The sequence below is a fragment of the Streptomyces fuscichromogenes genome (assembly GCF_014645815.1).
Taxonomy (GTDB): domain Bacteria; phylum Actinomycetota; class Actinomycetes; order Streptomycetales; family Streptomycetaceae; genus Streptomyces; species Streptomyces fuscichromogenes.
On sequence record NZ_BMML01000018.1, the window covers coordinates 205621 to 221365 of the forward strand.

At 66.5% G+C, this 15745-nt stretch carries 12 protein-coding genes; 4 read left to right on the plus strand and 8 right to left on the minus strand.

All coding sequences use genetic code 11. The features are described from left to right. Nucleotides 1–14: 14 nt before the first annotated feature. From IEZ11_RS33405 to IEZ11_RS33420, 4 genes are read left to right on the plus strand one after another with little or no spacing between them, the layout of a single operon-like run. On the plus strand, nt 15–4442 hold the full coding sequence (locus IEZ11_RS33405) for a CHAT domain-containing tetratricopeptide repeat protein (protein ID WP_189266688.1): 4428 nt from the start codon (nt 15–17) through the stop codon (nt 4440–4442). Between the two features lie 7 nt (nt 4443–4449). Further along, on the plus strand, nt 4450–4992 hold the full coding sequence (locus IEZ11_RS33410) for a hypothetical protein (RefSeq protein WP_189266689.1): 543 nt from the start codon (nt 4450–4452) through the stop codon (nt 4990–4992). Then, nucleotides 4992–6467 carry a hypothetical protein gene (locus tag IEZ11_RS33415; protein WP_189266690.1) on the plus strand — a complete coding sequence of 492 codons (1476 nt, stop codon included), beginning with the start codon at nt 4992–4994 and terminating at the stop codon, nt 6465–6467. Before IEZ11_RS33410 ends, IEZ11_RS33415 begins: the two co-directional genes overlap by 1 nt. A 52-nt stretch (nt 6468–6519) precedes the next feature. Further along, complete coding sequence (locus IEZ11_RS33420; protein WP_229713514.1) at nt 6520–6876, plus strand: helix-turn-helix domain-containing protein; 357 nt, start codon at nt 6520–6522, stop codon at nt 6874–6876. A 114-nt stretch (nt 6877–6990) separates the two neighbouring features. On the opposite strand, the gene IEZ11_RS33425 is transcribed toward IEZ11_RS33420, so the two are convergent. The 8 genes from IEZ11_RS33425 to IEZ11_RS33460 all read right to left on the minus strand — a co-directional run. Next, nucleotides 6991–8163 (minus strand): bifunctional class I SAM-dependent methyltransferase/NUDIX hydrolase, encoded by a 1173-nt coding sequence (locus tag IEZ11_RS33425; protein ID WP_229713507.1) that lies wholly within the window; start codon nt 8161–8163, stop codon nt 6991–6993. 22 nt (nt 8164–8185) lie between these two features. Then, nucleotides 8186–8770 carry a class I SAM-dependent methyltransferase gene (locus IEZ11_RS33430; RefSeq protein WP_189266692.1) on the minus strand — a complete coding sequence of 195 codons (585 nt, stop codon included), beginning with the start codon at nt 8768–8770 and terminating at the stop codon, nt 8186–8188. Between the two features lie 313 nt (nt 8771–9083). After that, entirely contained in the window at nt 9084–9527 is a 444-nt protein-coding gene (locus IEZ11_RS33435; RefSeq protein WP_189266693.1) for a hypothetical protein, read from the minus strand. Beyond that, complete coding sequence (locus IEZ11_RS51275; RefSeq protein WP_229713508.1) at nt 9517–10623, minus strand: hypothetical protein; 1107 nt, start codon at nt 10621–10623, stop codon at nt 9517–9519. Before IEZ11_RS51275 ends, IEZ11_RS33435 begins: the two co-directional genes overlap by 11 nt. Next, entirely contained in the window at nt 10620–12620 is a 2001-nt protein-coding gene (locus IEZ11_RS33445) for a hypothetical protein (RefSeq protein WP_189266694.1), read from the minus strand. Before IEZ11_RS33445 ends, IEZ11_RS51275 begins: the two co-directional genes overlap by 4 nt. Next, entirely contained in the window at nt 12617–13375 is a 759-nt protein-coding gene (locus IEZ11_RS33450; protein ID WP_229713509.1) for a toll/interleukin-1 receptor domain-containing protein, read from the minus strand. The genes IEZ11_RS33445 and IEZ11_RS33450 overlap by 4 nt, the downstream gene beginning before the upstream one ends. 8 nt (nt 13376–13383) lie before the next feature. After that, entirely contained in the window at nt 13384–14676 is a 1293-nt protein-coding gene (locus tag IEZ11_RS33455; RefSeq protein WP_189266695.1) for a helix-turn-helix domain-containing protein, read from the minus strand. A 369-nt stretch (nt 14677–15045) separates the two neighbouring features. Beyond that, nucleotides 15046–15745, minus strand: a 700-nt coding sequence (locus IEZ11_RS33460) for a WD40 repeat domain-containing protein (protein ID WP_229713510.1), incomplete at its 5' end; no start/stop codon positions are given.

Consider the following 15745-nt stretch of genomic DNA (forward strand, 5'->3'; position numbering starts at 1 on the left):
GTATTAGGGGGATCATGGAAGAACAGGCGACAAACTTCCGGCGCGCCATGCTGGCCATCAGCGATGAGGTGGAACAGGCCCGGACGGAGGGGGGCACACAGGAAGCACTGGAGGCTCTCCTCCGAGGCGTGGACCGTGCCAGGGACCAGCTCACGGAGGCGGACGGTGAGGCCTTCGGCTGGTACGCCCACTTCGGGTTTCGGGCGTGCGAGCTGTACGAGAGTCAGGAACGGAGTGACCTCGTCGTCGAGTTGGCCGGGGAGTTGTGGCGGGAGAGCCGCACTCACAGTTCGCCGCGAGGTCAGCTCCGCGCAGCGATCGCCTTGGTCGGGGCGCACGCTGCCGAGGGCCGTGTCGCCGCCGCGGTTCAACATGCCGTCTCGATTCCCCAGCTCATGGAATCGGCCGCGAAACCTCCTGCCCATGCTGTGTACGACGTTCTCCTTCCGGCTGTTGACCACAACCAGATCTGGGACTTTCTGACCGGCTTCGCTCAGCACGTCTATTACGTTGCGGAGAACTATCCCGCCTGCATTGAGGTGTGCCGAATCCTCCTGCGGATCGCCCCTGACGGTGCGGACGTGGCCGCCTTGATGGCATTCTCCATGGGCCGCATGGCGGACCACGCATCCGCCGAGGGGGCCTATCGCCGAGCCATCGCGCTCGACCCGGAGAGAGGTGGTCTCCATACCGGACTGACGGCAGCGCTGATGGGGCTCGGCCGTCTCGACGAGGCTCTCGAGTCGCAGTCACGGGCCATCGAACTGAAGCCGGACGAGGTCCTCTATCGCCTCACCCGTGGAAATATCCATGAGGCTCTCGGGGAGCACACCGCTGCCATCGCCGAATATGACCTCATCCTCGAGTCCTTGGACGGAGCTGACGCTTCGGCGGAGGCGGAGTCCTTCGGACAGGCCTCATCCACGCATGATGTATGGAACCTGACGTCACAGGAGCTGAGCAGACTGGTTCTCATCGCCCGACTGCGAAGCCTGGCAGAGGTGGGCCTTCCGGAGCAGGTTGCGGAGCATGCCCATCCGCTCCTGGCACGGGACGACCCGGCGATGCAGCAAATCGTCCACCGACTCCTGGGCGACGCCCTACGGCGGGCGAGGCGGACGGAGCAGGCTTGCGACGCGTACGCCCGGGCCGTGGCGGCAGGTGACGACAGTCGTGAGACCCGCACCACCCTGTGTGAGTGGCTGGTCGAGTGCGGGAGAGTCGACGAGGCGGTGCGTGAACTGAGCCGCATGGCCGACCTTTCCGAATCGTCCCCGGAACCCATTGCCGCCCGTGAGGCCTTGGCCGAACTAGTGGACCGATTTCCCGCCCATGCGCCTGCCCTGCGCGCGCGAGGGCAGGCGGAGAGCGCGTGCGGCTGCCCTGCACAGGCGGTCGCTACGTTCTCGCAGGTCCTCGACCGACATCCGCAGGACGGCTGGGCGCTACTGTGGCGGGGAGTCGCCCTGGTGTCACGCAGCGACGAACATGAGCCGGCCGAGCGAGGCTGGTCTACCGCCTTCTCCCTGTTGAGGGTCCGGGACGCTCTCCTGGACCTTGCACAAGCAGCGCACCTCGAGGGGGGCCACCAGGAGCGCGCACGAGAGGCCTTCGGCTGGCTGCTGGAACGCGCTGTGTGGAGCCCGCTGATACTTACCAGCCTCATGGACGACCTCTCGGCGATGAAGCACCTCACCAGCGCCCTGCCCGGATTGGAAGCACCGTTCCAGGCCCTGTACGAGAGCCACACTCACGACAACCCCGCGCGCCGGTGGAGCGAGGCGGCTGCGAAGCTCGCGGCAGCGCGCGCCGAGTTGGAACTGATCGGACTGCCGTTGCTCGCGGCGCTGGCCGATGCGATTCGGGCGGACAGCCTCATGCGACTCCATCGGCTCCAGGAGGCACTCGACGCGATGTCAGCGGCCGAGAAATCTGCCTCCTTTCTGGGACTCGGCCCGCATCAACGTGTGGATGACCACGTGCGTTCGGTGATGTGCAACGCCCGTGGCTCCGGGCACGAAGCCGTCTTCCTGTCACTCGAACACTTGGAGTTGGCCGCCCTAGTGAGGGCCGAGATGCAGAGCTACCTCAATCGACTGCGTGCAGACGCCATGTCGATGCTCGGTCATTTCGAAAGAGCCATGGACAAGGCCAGCGAATTCGCCTTGGGCACCGACCGGACGGATACCGTGCGGTCCCAACTGCAAAGCGCACGCCTCCTCCGCGATGCCGGCCGTCATGACGAGGCGTTGGCCGTGTTGGAGTCTCTCGCGGACGAGGCATTGGAACCGGATGATATGTTCTGGCGGGACAATCTGCGCGTCACCGTCTTCATGAGGTCGCGAAGACTCGACGAGGCACGAGGGCTCGCTTTGCGGACGCTGGAATGGATCCCGGCGGATTTCACCTACGCGCGAGCCGTGCTGCAAGCCAATCTGGCCTGGATCCTGGTGGTGGAGCAGCAGGCGGAGGAAGCCCTGAAGCTTCTGGACGGTATGGAGATCGGACCGGAGATCACCTGGCAGCAGCGCAAGGTCTGGCATCAGATCCGGGGGACGGCGCTCGGGCAACTCGGCAGGTGTGCCCCTGCATTGGCGGAATTCCTAACGGTGCTGTCGATCGTCGAGGAGTTCCGACTGACCCTGAGAGGGCTGAACGCGCGCATATCGTGGCAGGCGGAGCATCTCCAGCTGCACGCGCAGGCCATGTCCTGCGCGCTGAACGCGGAAGACTTGGGAACACTGTTCCAACTCCTCGAACGGTCCAAGGCGCAGGCGTTCCTCGACCAACTGGACGCGGACGGAACGGTGCTCGACACCACGAGTGAAGAGCTGCGGACGTATCTGGAAGCTGCCCGAGCCAGGCGAGCAGTGCTGCACGAACTCGTTGACGCACCTCGTCCGGAGGCCGAGATCGAGCTGCTTCACACGTACGAACGCCAGGGTGGCCGCTGGTCGGTGGACCGGGGTGGACCGACGACGCTAGACGAGCCGGTGACCGTGTCCCTGGTCGAGCGTCGACTCGAAGAAGAGGAGGCTGCAGTCCGCAGGCTGGAATCCAGCTACGACGAGGCCCTCGTGGTGGGGCACGAAGCACGTGCCGACCGTGTGATGGACGCCCGTGAGATCGCCGACCAACTGCGGGTCCTTGGGGAAGAACGGGCCCTACTGGTCGAATACCTCGTCATGGACGAGGAGATTCTTGTCTTCTTCCTTCGTGCCGGGGACACCGTGCCGCAGATGGACCGGATCGACATGCGGGAGTTCGAACTGCGCGAACTCGTAGCACAGTTGCTGCCGCCCCGTACAGGAGGGACTTCCCGCCCTCTCTCGTCAAGCGTGCTGGAGCGCCTCGCCCCGCTCGTCGAACCCGTCGTGCGGCGCAGCCGCCCCGGTGACCTCCTGTGGGTCGTACCGCATCGTGTTCTTCACCAAGTGCCGTTGCATGCCGTTCCGGTCGACGGCGCCCCACTGCTGCGGACCCGTTCCTTCTGCTACACGCCGAGCGCCGCAGTGCTCAGCCGCTGTCAGAAGGCCCGAGACACCCGTGGCACGGGCCAAGGATCAGCCGGCCGCTGGACCACCGCCCTGGTGCTCGGCGATTCCGGTGCTGACCTGCCGCACTCGCGTTTCGAAGCGACAGAGGTTGCCGCCCTCTTCGGCACCCGAGCCCTCGTGGGCAGCGAGGCCAAGGCCTCCACATTGCTCAACCGCGCGGCTCGAACCGGTGGCCCCGACGTACTGCACCTGGCCTGTCATGGACGATTTAGCGAGGAGCGCTCCCTCGATTCGGGAGTGGTGCTCGCACCCGATGCGGGCGCCTTGGCGAAGGAGACGGTCCTTACCGCGGAAGCCGTTATGCGCCTGTCGCTGAGCATCGATTTGGTGGTGCTCAGCGCCTGTGACAGTGGGCGAAGCGAAGAGCGTGCCGGCGACGAACTGATCGGACTCCCTCGCGCGCTCCTGCAGGCCGGGGTTCCGAGCGTGCTGGTCAGTCTTTGGCCCGTCGATGACCTGGCCACATGCCTGCTGATGACATGCTTCCACCGCAACGCGACGGAGTCACGATCGGACGTCACCCTGGCCGACGCTCTGCGCCAGGCTCAGCTCGCTGTCGCGGATCTCACCGCTCAAGACGTGATGGAGTACTGCGACCGGCGGATCGACGAGACGGAAGGCACCGAACGCATGCTCCTTCAGCTGGACCGGGCCGACATCCAGGTCCTAGCCGGCGACCTGACATCCGCGGTCGCAGCCTACCGCCTGCTCACGGAGCAACGGACGACCTCCGACGCCGTACGGCGCATCGTGGACGCGGCGCGGCGGAAGCTGCCGCTTTTGGAGCTGCGGGCGATGGCACCGGAACAGGTGGACTACTCGGTCCAGCCCTTTTCTGACCCCTATTACTGGGCCTCGTTCGTCCTCGTGGGAGATTGGAGGTAGGGGAGACATGGCAGAAGTGAACATTTCCTCTATACGGGAGAAATGTGTCGACGTCGACCAGAGCGACGGCACCGCGGAGATCCTGCTGGCCCTCGAGCAGGCGGATTGCCGATTCGCCCTGGTCCGCGGGGCCGGCGCCGGGCAGGACCGTCCCCTGCACGCACTCCTGACTCGCAACGCGGACGGAACGCTTTCCACCCCCAATTCGGTGGTGGTCGTGGGCACTGAGCCTGACATCCTGGAGGCGGAAACGCTTCTAACCCTGGCCCTGGAACTGGTCCACGGGAACACGACCGGCGCGGTCGTGCTGAATGCATCTGGTCCCGCCGGGATCATCGCCCGGGACATCTTGATCCAGGCCATTCCACTTGAGCTCCTCACCGCGAACCGGCAACGCCAGGGAACCCCTGATATCCCGTCGCTGCGCTACCAGTGCAACAAATGCGATCCACCGAGCGTCCGCCTGTTGCGCGCGGCTCCGCCCGGTGACAAGCCGCCTCGGTGTGTCGGCGACTTCTTTCACGGACCGATGGAACGGGTGACTTCCTGATGTTCACCACGGTCCTCAAGGAGGTGAGCGGCTTCTTCGATCGCAGGGCTCTCGCCACCGTCTTCTTCCCGAGCCTGGTCTTCTGGACCGGCGCCGCGCTCACCGCTGGCCTGGCCGAGCATAAGACCGGCCAGGGGGTGCGCGTGTGGGCGCACCAGCCCGGCGTGGTCCAGGCCGGCATCGTCGTCGGATGGATTGCATTCGTGGTCTTCTGGTCCCTGCTGTGGCAGGCTTCCGGAGCCGCGCTCGACCGGCTCTTCCAGGGGTACTGGCCGCAGGAGGGACCTTTGTCGGTCCTGACCCGGCGCGGCAGCAGACGGCATGCCCGCGCCCGACAGGACCTAATCGCAAGGGATCGGGAACTGGAACAGGCGGAAATCGCGGCCTCTGCCGAACGGGCGGCCTTCCCCGAACCGGGGGCCGTCGCTGCCCCCACGGTCGTCTGGCCCACGGAACGGATCGAGGCCGAACTCGACGCTCTGGAAACGATCCTGAGGCTGCAGATCACGTCGGATCCACTGTCCGGCTGGTCCACACGCTGCCGCGACCTCGCCGAACAGTTGGCTCCACACTCCGGAACCACCCAGGACGAGACCTGGAAACGACGCCTCGGGCGCTTCGCCGTCGCTGCCAATGAGCTGGCCCACGCATTGGAGGAAGCTGAACTGGCCCTGCGCGAAGAGCGCTCGACGGTGCAGCAGCAGTTGTTCCTGCGCTATCCGCAGCCTCCGGTCAAGCCCCTGCCGACCAGCCTGGGCAACATCGTCCGGGCAGCGGAGCAGCACCCACGCGTCCGCTACGGACTCGATCCCGTGGTGATCTGGTCCCGGCTACAGCCCGTACTGCCCGCGGACGACGCGGATGCTGTCCGCAGGGCCAAAGCCAGTCTGGACCTGTTGTGCACGCTGGCCGCCTACATCGGCCTGTTCGGACTGCCAATTGCCACCTGGGTGGCTTTCCGGGTGCCCGATCCGGGCCGCCCCGCGCTGCTCTGGGCTGCTCTGGGGAGCGCGGGAGCGTGTGCCGTCGGTACTTGGGGCACCGCTCACCGGTCGAAGCTGTGGCTCCTGACGCTCCTGTTGTTCGGAGCTTCCGCCGTGCCACTCGTCCTGACGCTGGCCAATCACTCGGCCGAACTTCTGGGAACCCGCACAGTCGTACTGCGCCTCGGTCTGGCCACCCTGTTTTGCACGGATATTGTCACGCTGTCACTCATCGCCTACCGCGGGGCAGTACAAGCCGGGATCACCTTCGCCGAGAAGGTGCGATCTACCTTCGATCTCCACCGCTCACGTGTCCTCGAGGGCATGCGACTGCGCGCTCCCAGCGATCTGGCAGAGGAGCGGCGTACCTGGGCTGCTCTATGCGCCTTTCTCTATCGCGGCGCCTTGCCTGAAGTCGGCACACTCCAGTACGCGGAACCCGCGCCCACGAGCTGCGCAAGCGGCCCGGCGCAAGCCGCTCCGCCCGGCTAGTGCTGGGTTCCTCTTTCGCTGGGTATATGTCCTGGTGGTGGGATGGTTGACGATGATTTTACGGGCACGGCCGGGACGTGGTTCGCCGTTTGTCGCGGGCGCGGAAGGCGCCGCGCGATGCAGTGATGCGGGCCCGGATGATCCAGTTGAGCTGGTCGGGCCTGCGGTGCCGGCGATCGCGGTGGAACTGGGCTGCAGCCAGAGAACGGTCTGGTGGTGGTTGCACCGCTTCAATCGCTCAGGCCTGCAGGGGCTGGAGGATCTGGGCGGGCAGGGCCGCGAGTGGCGGATCACCGAGGAGGACCGATCCCAGATCATCTCCGTGGTCAAGACCGTGCCACCGGGGCGGATGAGGTGGGAGCCCGACGGGGAACTGTGGGTCTTTCCACGAGTCTGTACCCTGCGGTAGCCCCATGATGGGTTTTCCGCGTCCTCGGGCGAGGCGCGGTGGGGGAGTGGTCTCGGAACCGGACTTGATGTTTGACGATCGGAGAATCATCCACGCCCGTAGGTAGGAGTGGGATCATGCAGTGGTGGGACTGGGTAGTTCGCTGATGAAGGTGAAGCGGGCGGGTGCGTGGTCGATGGGCAGGTCGGGGCGCCAGGCGGTGAGGATTTGGGCACTGCACTCGAACAGGTCCGGGGGTAGGGCGTCCACAGGCCACCAGCGCCAGTCGCCGACGCTCTCGTCGGGCTGGTCGGCCGGCTCCCCGCGCCAGCGGGTGACGAGTGCGCCGAAGGTGATGCGGACGACGTCGCCGACCTGGTCGAGGAGCATGCCCATGAGGCGGACGTCGGCGGGTTCGGCGCACAGGCCGGTCTCCTCGGCGAGTTCCCGCACCACTGCCTCTTGCAGAGACTCGCCCGGCTCCACGGTTCCGCCGGGCAGCTCTCGCGTGCCCAGCCGGTGCCGACCCAGGAGGAGGCCCCGGGGGCCGAACACCACGGCGCCGACGCCGACAGCCGCATGGGCGACGGGTGGCTTCGGGGTGCGGGGACGGGCGGTGATGCGAGCCGGTCGGTGGGCCTGGAAGAGCCGGTAGGAGGCGTTGTTGTCCTCCTGCGGCGCGTCGAGGACGGTGATGCCCTGCACACGGAGCCCGTACTGCATGAGCAGGTCTTCCCACAACTCCGGTGTGAGCACCCACATGTGCACAGTGAGGTCGCTGCCGCCAGCCAGGCGCAGGATCTCCGGACGAGAAATGACGGTCGAGGTGGGGCCGTCGCCGGCGGAATTGGTGTGCAGCACGGTGAAGTACAGCCTGCCCCCCGGCTTGAGGGCGGTCGCCAAGGCGGGCAGGAGTCGGTGGGGGTCGAGGAAGTGGAAGGTGTTCAGGGAGTAGATCACGTCGTACGGTGCTGCCGTGCCCAGGTGCTCGACGGCATCGGCGTTGACCAGCTGTAGTCCCGGCACATCGGGGTAGCGGGTGCGGGCCCGCTCGATCTGGCTGGGGGAGGCATCGACGCCGTCGACCTGCGCAGCATAGGCGCGGGCTAGGTGTGCGGCGTGCCGGGCGGGGCCGCAGCCGAGGTCCAGGACGCGTAGGCCCCTGAGGTCCCCGAGGATGCCGTCGCCCGGCCCGTCCGCCGCGGGGCCCCACGTGATCTGGTCCACCTCCGTCAGGGGCGTACCGCGCCGCAGGTGGTGTGTTCCGTAGGCGTCCCAGGCGAGGCGTGTCTGTCGTTCGAGGTCCAACGCGTTGTCTCCCATGCCGGGTTCAGGGGCGGAGTGCGTAGCAGCGCAGCACGTCGAGATCGGCGGTGCGTACGACGGACCATCCCGCGGTGAGTGTCTCGGCCTCGGCGACGGTGATCCCGAGGTGCTTGCAGGGGTCGCTGTCCTCGCGACGGCCGGCGAGTTCGGTGACGACCCAGAAGGTCCCATCGGCTGCCAGGACCTTCCGGACTCGGTCGAGGAAGGCCGGCTTGTCGTCCATCCACCGGTAGACCAGGCGGCAGGTGACGACCGCGTACGCGCGGTCCGGCAGGGCGTTGATGTCGTCGGCGGCGAAGTCCATCAGATGCCAGGTCGGCCCTTCGCCATGCTGGTGGCTCCGGGGCTTCTCGACTGCTGCGGCGATGGCGCTGGGGGAGAAGTCGATGCCGGTGGTGCGGTAACCGAGTGCGTGGAGGTGGTGGGCGAGGGCACCGTCGCCGGTGCCGATGTCGAGGGCCGGGCGTCCACAGCTAGGTCCGACATGATCCGCCAGGAGTGTGGCCTCGGCGCTGCTGATTTCCCGGTACCGGCGTCCGCCGGCCCAGAGCGGCTCCCAGTAGTCGGCGGTGGCAGTGATGGTCGACATTCGGCTCCTTCGCAAGCGGACGGGACAGCCGAGGCCGTGGTCCCGGTGGGCATTGGTAGCGGAGGCTTCGGACGGAGCACAGCAGCAGAAGCAGGACGGGGATGCCTGGAGGAGTGCATCGGGCGCGAGGGCGGTGCGCACGTCGAGCAGATGGGCAACCAGAACAGCGGCGATCGCGACAGCGAGCGGACAGGAACCGGCAATCACCGTGGTGCTGACGGCCTGCATCCGCCCCTGGAACCGCGGAGGGCACAAGGCTTGCCATATTGGCAGTTCGGCCCCGTACTGATGGTGCGACGGCCGTGGCCCGGTCCTACGCCGGATCGGTGGGGTGGTGTGTGTGGAAGGTGAGTCCGGTGATCCGGCCGGATTGGATGACGGGACCGTGCTGTGCACCTCCACTGATGGTGTTGCGCACAGTGCTTGGTTGTGTATCCGCGTTGTTCGCGACGTCCTGCAAGGATGTGAGTAAGCCACGGAGGTCGTCGCTGGTTGCGGAGCTTGGCCGCAGGAGATGTCGCAGGTAAGCGTGCCACTGGTTGGTGATGTCACGGGTCGTTTGTGCGTCACCTCTGGCTTCGGCGGCGAGTAGTCGAGTTCGGGCAGTGTCCAAGTTGGTGATCGAGGTTTCATCTGCACCGATGCGTGAGAAGTACCGCCCGACGTGCTCCCGGGCGTGCATCCAGGAGTCTGTGACCATGAGTGAGACCAGGGTGGTCGCTCCGGATGCGGCCAGGGCGGCCAGCTCACTGTCCATCGTCTTTCCTTTCAAAGGGCGGCGCTTCGGGCGTTTCGTCGGTCGTGGCGTGTGCTGAGGCCGATGTATCACCGATGTCCGGCGTGAAGCTCGCAGGCGGGTCGAACCTGCGTAGTAGGTCCTCGGCGGTCTCGTGCCGGTCCTGTGTCTTGATGACGTCGGCAATTTGCTTGGCCAGCATTGCTCGTCGGACGTCTCCGTCTTTGAAGCCCATGCTGTTGAGGAAGGCCTCGAAGTGTTCGGCGGCCGTCGGCTCTTGTTCGAAGGAGGGTGCCGACTCCTGCAGTGGACCGGGTTGTTCGTCGTGCGGCGGAGCTATGAGATGAAGAAGCCGTCCGGGTACGTCCGTGTCGTTGGCGGCAGACGTGAGCTGGGCGAGCAGGCCGAGGTCAGCCACGGTCTTCTCTACATGGTCGTCGTTTTTGGCGAGCCACCAGACGACCGCGCTGCCGGTGTCCTTCAGTACGTCTTCGCTCAGGTATTGACGCTTGCTCTGTTCGTACTTCCGCTGATGTTCCCAGACAGCCTTGTCCTTGCGTACTTCGGCGAGACGGTCCAGCCGTTCTTGGTCGTGTTCGCGCAAGCTCAGTGTGATGTCCTCCGCCATGACGTGAAGGTGTCCGGTGGGGTCCGGGCGCATCCTGCTGAGCGCACCGCTCAGTTCATTCTGAACCAGGGATGGCCGACCTGGCTCCCGCTGCTCGGTTATCGAGCGGGCTCGGTCCAGGACCGCTTCGACTGCGAGGCCGGCTGGGTTGAGGAGGAGTTCGTTGCCGACTGCTTCGAGGGGGTACCACCGCACAGTTGCCGAGAACAAGAAGTCGTAGTCGGCCCAATGGCTGGGTAGTGCCACATGTCTGACGTGGTGTTCCCTGCGCTCAACGGGGGGATCTGTGCGTTGCTCCTGCACGTCTACTGGCAGGGATCCACGTCGTAATACGGCGATCTTGAACGCGGCTGTAGGGACTCCGACGAGGAGTAAGGCCAGTGCGGGCCACGCGAACGTGGGCCAATTCTGAGTCAGGCCGAGAATGGTCAGCAGCAGGCCGCACAGGATGGTGAGGAAGACGGTCGTCGTCTTGCAGCCGGTCGTCATGGTGTGGTCCCCCTGGGTGATTCCGTCGGCGGTGAGGTGTCGTCCAGAGCGATGCCCTGGGCCGCGGAGATCTTTTGGAGCAGCCGCTCGGTGGTCGCGGTGGCTCGTGCGGCTCCGTCGGGGGCGGTGGACTCGGCGCTGCGGGCGCTTGCGTACAGTTCGGCGAAGGTTGCGCCGCGCTTGTCGTCACACTGGTCGGCCGCGCCCACGATGAGGTCCAGCAGGAGCTCACCGCGGTGTTCGGAGTCGGTCGCCGCGTGCAGCCAGCGTTCTGCGTACGGCTGCCACGTCGCACGCGGCAGCCCGTGCAGCACCGCTCGCCAGCACATGATGACGGAATTCTGTACCCCGCTCTCCTCCACCAGGGACCGCGCGTTGTCATATGGGGCGATCAGCGGTACCGGGTCACAGACTCGCAGGAAGACGCGGAGTTCGGCGGGTGAGAGGGCAGAGCGCGCCAGGCGGTCCAGCAACCGCCGCCGTAGTCGGCCGCTCGTTGCCACCAGGTCGCACAGTTCCTCCGCGGCGTGGGCGGTGCCTCGTTCCCGCCGAGCCAGGTGGTACAACCGGAGCAGGGCCTGATCGGGGTGGCTTGAGGCGATGACGTCCCTGCAGACTCGGACGAGGACCTGTGCGAACTCTCCTTTGAGCTGCTTGTTGGCACACCACTGGTAGATCCGTTGGCGAAAGCTCCTGGCGTGCGCGGGGTCGTTCAGACCGCAGGTGAGTGCATGGACGGCGGCCTCCAGGCGTGCGCGACTCGGGGCCGTTGTGCTCCAGTCCTCGGCCAGGGAGGCCAGGCCTTCCTCCCGGCCGGTCCGCAGATACTGCCCGGCCAGCTTCGCCACCAGCCCGTCACGGAGGCCCTGGGTGAGATGCGGGTCGTTCAGGTCCACGCTGCGCGCGGTCCAGATGCCGAGGTACTGCCGCAGTTCGGGCATGTGGTTCCAGAAGTGGGCGCGGATCGCGGCGTCGTAGTCGAGTTCCGCGAAGCGGACGTGGCCGTCCGGACCGGCACTGGCTGAAATCTCTCCCAATCGCTCGGCGAGGTCCTTGCGCTGGAGTAATGGGATTTCGTCCGGTGGGTGCTTGAGGGTGCTGAGCAGGAGTCGGCTCGCTTGGTGGATGACGTCGGCGTGGGCGCCGTGCAGCATGGCGAGGGTGATCAGCAAGGCCCGCTGCGGGCCCTCATGCAACCTGGTGACAAACGCGGCGATCTCCTTGCGTCGATCGTCCCGCGCTCTGCGCGCTGTCGCGCACCACTCCGCGAACCCGTCGTCGGCACGAGCTGCCTCGCGGGCGCGGCGTACCAGGTCGGCGAACGTCGCGATCTCTCGCATCGGCCGCTGTTCGTACAGAAATTCCGTGACGGTCGGATCAGTCCGTAGGTACTGGTCGTACGAAAGACCATGGACACGAAGGTGGCGCCGGAAAGCCTCCAGGGCGGGTGGGCGTTCGATCTCGACCCGGTATGGCTGCAGGTCCGAGTCGAGGGTGTTCCCGCGAGGCATGACGACTACAAGATGGGCGTGTTGTTCGTGCACGGCCTTGCGGAGAGCGGAGAGGTCCGTCCGGGCTGCGGCCCAAAGGCGCACGTCGGCGGCCGAAAGGTCCAGCAGCAGCCGGTCCCCGCCACCGACGAGATCAGGGTCCCGCAGGGACAGCTCGTCCTCTTCGTCCGGCAGAAGTTCGTGGAAGACGCCGGCGTCCTGGTGATGTTCGTGCAGGAGTACACGGGCCGCGGAGGTACGACCGCTTCCCGGCGGGCCGTCGAGGATGACGGTGCCGGTGTCGGCCAGCTTGTGGCGGGCGTCTCCCATGCCGGTCGGCGTGACCAACACCCTGCGCAGCCATGCGAGCTGATCGTCGGCAACACGACGGAAGGCGGATCTGTCCACTCCCTGCAGCTGAGTGCCGACGGTGACGTACATGTCGCCGCTGCCGGTGTGTATGGGCCCGCGGGGGCTGTCGACCCATGTGCTGTAGGGCTCGCTCACGCGTCGTCGCCCTCGCGCCGGTCGGCATCACCGAAGCGGTGCCGGTTGTCTCCGTGATGGTCGCCCTCGTAGTAGGTCATCCCGTTGCCGGAGAAGTGCCGGCCACCGGACACGTGTTGCGAGTTCTGATAAATGTTGCCCTGTCCCGTGTGCACGGGCCCGTTGGAGCCCTTGACGACGGTCCCGCCGACGTCTCCGGTGAAGTCCCGGCTCTGTACGGTCGTTCCGTGCACGTCTCCGGTCGAGTTCGTCACCGAGTTGGGCGTGGGCGCGGGGGCGGCATCCCGGTCCAGGTCGCGCAGCCCGGCTATCCCGGCCACCAGGTCGCCGAGGCGCTTCAGGCATGCCTCGGCGTCGTGCCCGTCGAACGGTATGGACTGAAGATCGGCCAGCCGCGCCAACTCATCTGGCAGGTCCGCCTTGTTCAGCCGGTCCGTTTTCCGGCCGTCGAGTACAGGGATGACCGGGATACCGCTGGCGAACGCCTCCAAGATCTCTTTGCGTACCCAGTCCTCCGGGTCGTGCAGCCGGGCCCGGAAGTTCGTCCAGTCCGGCCCGATGATCGCCAGAAGCACAGAGCTGCGGCGCAGACCGGTCAAGAGGGCGTCGGGGTAGGCGCTGCCCGGGGCGATGGACTTCGAGGCGCGGAAGGCGCGGTCCCGGCCGAAGCGGCGCGACAGCTCATGGTCAATGAGTGCGGCGGTCTTGTCGCCGTCTCCAGTCCGGTAGTTGATGAACACATCGGCCACAGCCATGCCTCTCTTCAGGAAGTGGGGGTGTGCGATAAGACGCCGAGCCGCGCAGCCACTTGACGTACCGAGGCGTGATCGGAGTAGCGGCCCAGCACGCGAGCGAGACTCCGGAGATCGATCATGACGGTCGCCGACCGAACCGCTGTCACCGCGTCGAGCAGCGGTGCCGTCAACGCGCATGCCTGCTCGATCTCACCGTCCGACGCGTAGGCCAGCGCTCGACGTATGCCGTACCGCACCTGCGTGCGCATCGCCTCGGGGGAGACCCGTGCGAGTTGCCGGGTCAGCTCCTCTGCCGCCTCCCGCGGGCGGCCGAGGTCGAATAGGCACCACCCGGTGACCATGCCGACCGAGTCGGGCAGGTGCATGCTGCCGATCACTGGTGCGTCGGCGTCGTCTTCCTGGCGGGCCAGTAGTGGCCGGGCCCGGTCCAGGGCGCGAAGGCATGCGTCGTGATCGCCGGCGAGCGCGTGCCCCTGCGCCTCACGCTGCGCAGCCAACCCTCGAATTCGCGGCGGGAGCGTGCCGCTCTGCGCGCGCTGTGCAAGGGCGACTGTCTGCTCCGCGTCCTCCTGGTACAGCGTGACCAGCGCTCGGCGGACCAGCGCATATCCGCCCAGTGTGCGGTCACCGGCGGCGGCCGCGAGATCCACCGCGCGCTGTGTCCACCAAAGCGCCGCCTGCTCGTCTCCGCTCTCCTGCACCAACCAACCGACGTATTCGGCGTACCGGGAGCCGAGCTCCAGCAGTTGTCGGCAGGTGCGGAAGTCTGCATGCACGGACAGCTCTCGCAAGGTGTGTGTCTGCGCGATCAGGCTCGGTAACAGGAAACCGGGTTCTACGCTCTGGCCGAGCTGGCGGTAGTACCTGAACAGTGCGCGCGACGCTTCGAGCATGCCGCCCGCGGCAGCCGCAGAGACTGGTCCTTGGCCCCCCGCGCGCCACTTCATGAGCGAGGCCGCACCGGCACTCACGACCTGACGCCGGCTCACGGGCTGGAACCAGCTCGGACTGCCCGATGACAGCTGCATCATCCACTCCTCCTCGTCGATCCCGTTGGGCATCGCTGCGTCCGGCGCGACCGCGGCGGGCGCGGCGACCAACGAGATCAGCGCTCCATCGGCTTGCAGGGCGGCGTCGCATAGTCGGGCCAGATCGCGACTGGGCGCCTTGATACCTCGTTCGACCTTGCTCAGCTGTGCCTTGCTGTAGTGCACGGTGGCCGACAGCGCGGTGAGACTGAGTCCGGCGTCCAGGCGCCGTTGCCTCAGCTCCTCGCCGAAGTCGGTGGACGGTTGCGGCACGGAAGACCTCCATAACCATCCATCCAGGCGAACGGGGTTGCCGCTCGAAAGACTGCGGCAACCCCGGCCGGACGGACAAGGCGAACGATGCTGTTTCCCGTTTCCTTTCCCGCAGATGAGACGCCGCACGTGTCGTCGCAGCTGGAAGCTGAGGACAGCCTGATCCGGAGGTGTTGGGAGGGCGGAAAGCAGTCTTGACAAAGTCGATGCGAGCCCGTGTCGCCAGATGACCTGGGGTGGTGACCGAACGGAGGAGTATGTGACCTTCATGAGCGGCTGCGTCGTCGAGTGGGGGCCGATGGCGCGTGCTACCCGTGACGGCCGTGTCCCTCAACTATGCCCGCGTTAAGGCCTCAGGCTCGGGGACAGTCAGGTCGAAGGGCACACTCGGCCAACTGATAGTCCCGGCAGGAAGGACGCCCGTTCGTCCTGAGTCAGGTCGCGGTTGACGTTTCGGCAGATGGTTTGGATCGCTGCGTCAGGCTTCGGAAGCGCTGCATTCCACAGCCGTACGGTCCTGTCGTCACTGGCTGTGGCGAGGGTGCGGCCGTCCCGGCCGAACGCCACCGAGTACACCGGGCCGGTGTGGCCGGCGAAGGCGGCGCGGACCTTGCCCGTAATCACGTCCCACATTCGCACTGTATGGTCGTCACTGGCTGTGGCGAGGGTGCGAGCGTCCTGGCTGAACGCCACCGAGTACACCTTGCCAGTGTGGCCCGTGAGCGTGGAACGGGACTTGGCCGTGGTCACGTTCCAGAGCCGGGCGGTTTTGTCATCACTCGCAGTGGCGAGGGTGCGGCCGTCCGGGCTGAACGCCACCGCCTGCACCACATTTGTGTGGCCTACGAGCGTGCCGCGGGGTCTGAGCGTTGCCACGTCCCAGAGTCTCACTGTGGTGTCGGCGACGCCGGTGGCAAGGGTGTGGCCGTCCGGACTGAACTTCACGGATTTCACCGTGAATCCCCCGACCCCTGGGGTGACAGGAATCATGGGCCGCATTTTGTCCCGGGTTCCGCAGTTGATGTAGCGGGATAGTCCGTGGATTCGGGGGTTGACGTGCGGAAACGCG

Excerpts from the sequence above, each read along its gene's own strand:
- IEZ11_RS33405 (WP_189266688.1), top strand. The coding sequence starts at position 15 with ATGGAAGAACAGGCGACAAACTTCCGGCGCGCCATGCTGGCCATCAGC.
- IEZ11_RS33410 (WP_189266689.1), top strand. The coding sequence starts at position 4,450 with ATGGCAGAAGTGAACATTTCCTCTATACGGGAGAAATGTGTCGACGTC.
- IEZ11_RS33415 (WP_189266690.1), top strand. The coding sequence starts at position 4,992 with ATGTTCACCACGGTCCTCAAGGAGGTGAGCGGCTTCTTCGATCGCAGG.
- IEZ11_RS33420 (WP_229713514.1), top strand. The coding sequence starts at position 6,520 with ATGATTTTACGGGCACGGCCGGGACGTGGTTCGCCGTTTGTCGCGGGC.
- IEZ11_RS33430 (WP_189266692.1), bottom strand. The coding sequence starts at position 8,770 with ATGTCGACCATCACTGCCACCGCCGACTACTGGGAGCCGCTCTGGGCC.
- IEZ11_RS33435 (WP_189266693.1), bottom strand. The coding sequence starts at position 9,527 with ATGGACAGTGAGCTGGCCGCCCTGGCCGCATCCGGAGCGACCACCCTG.
- IEZ11_RS51275 (WP_229713508.1), bottom strand. The coding sequence starts at position 10,623 with ATGACGACCGGCTGCAAGACGACGACCGTCTTCCTCACCATCCTGTGC.
- IEZ11_RS33450 (WP_229713509.1), bottom strand. The coding sequence starts at position 13,375 with ATGGCTGTGGCCGATGTGTTCATCAACTACCGGACTGGAGACGGCGAC.